This is a genomic window from Synechococcus sp. R6-5 (assembly GCF_047461775.1).
Taxonomy (GTDB): domain Bacteria; phylum Cyanobacteriota; class Cyanobacteriia; order Thermostichales; family Thermostichaceae; genus Thermostichus.
Genome location: NZ_JANSHV010000036.1, coordinates 1 through 815, shown reverse-complemented (window position 1 = coordinate 815; position 815 = coordinate 1). Strand labels below are relative to the sequence as shown.

Below are 815 nucleotides of genomic sequence, written 5' to 3'. Positions count from 1 at the left end.
TAGGTTGTGTTGATCTTTCATTTGAGCCAAAAGAGAGCACTGACGAGATAGAGAAAACTCAAGAAGTTCCTGGCCAATTTGTCAAAACGAGAAAATAGATGCCGGTACTGCTTTAACTTATGAAAAAAGCATTCGATTAAATGCCTCTCTTGATACAGATGCTTGTCATAATGCCGCTGCGTCTTTCTATTCCTTTTAGGCGGAATAACCGCTTGAGCTTCCCCTATCTTCTCAATCAACTTATCCGCATCATATCCTTTATCCCCAATTACTTTGGTATCCTTTCTCTGCCAGCCCTCTATCAATTCTTCCCCTTGAGTAATATCGCTCTTTTCTCCGCCAGTTATTCTCAATTCCAGCGGATTTCCCAACCCATCTACACTCACATGAATCTTGGTGCTGTATCCGCCTCGGCTTCTCCCCAAAGCTTGCTCCCCTTTTTTCCGGCAGCACAGGAGTGCGCTCGAACCATGGTTGAATCAATAATGAGATGCTCTAAATCAGGGTCGTCAATAAAATACTTGAACATCCGTTCCCACACTCCAAAACGACTCCACCGGTGGAATCTTTGATAGATGGTGTACCATTTGCCATATCCTTCTGGGAGGTAGCGCCAAGGAGCACCGGAACGGGCTATCCAAAGAACTGCTTCAATAAACTGTTTGCAGTTTGCTTCTTTCCCAATGTTAACTCTCTCTTCTGTCTGTAAAAAAGCCAATATCTTCTGCCATTTGTTTTCATCTAAAAAAACCAACTTCATCCTCTTTCCTCTATAAATTATTCTCTCTATCCTAACATAAGATCAACACGACCTA

General features: G+C 42.6%; 1 protein-coding gene. It reads right to left on the bottom strand.

The window, feature by feature from the left end:
- Nucleotides 1-17: 17 nt before the first annotated feature.
- A protein-coding gene (locus NW818_RS01965) for an IS5-like element ISSoc13 family transposase (protein ID WP_148202704.1) occupies nt 18-760 on the bottom strand; the annotation gives its coding sequence in 2 pieces (ribosomal slippage) (nt 18-442 and nt 442-760; 744 coding nt in all).
- Nucleotides 761-815 lie beyond the last annotated feature (55 nt).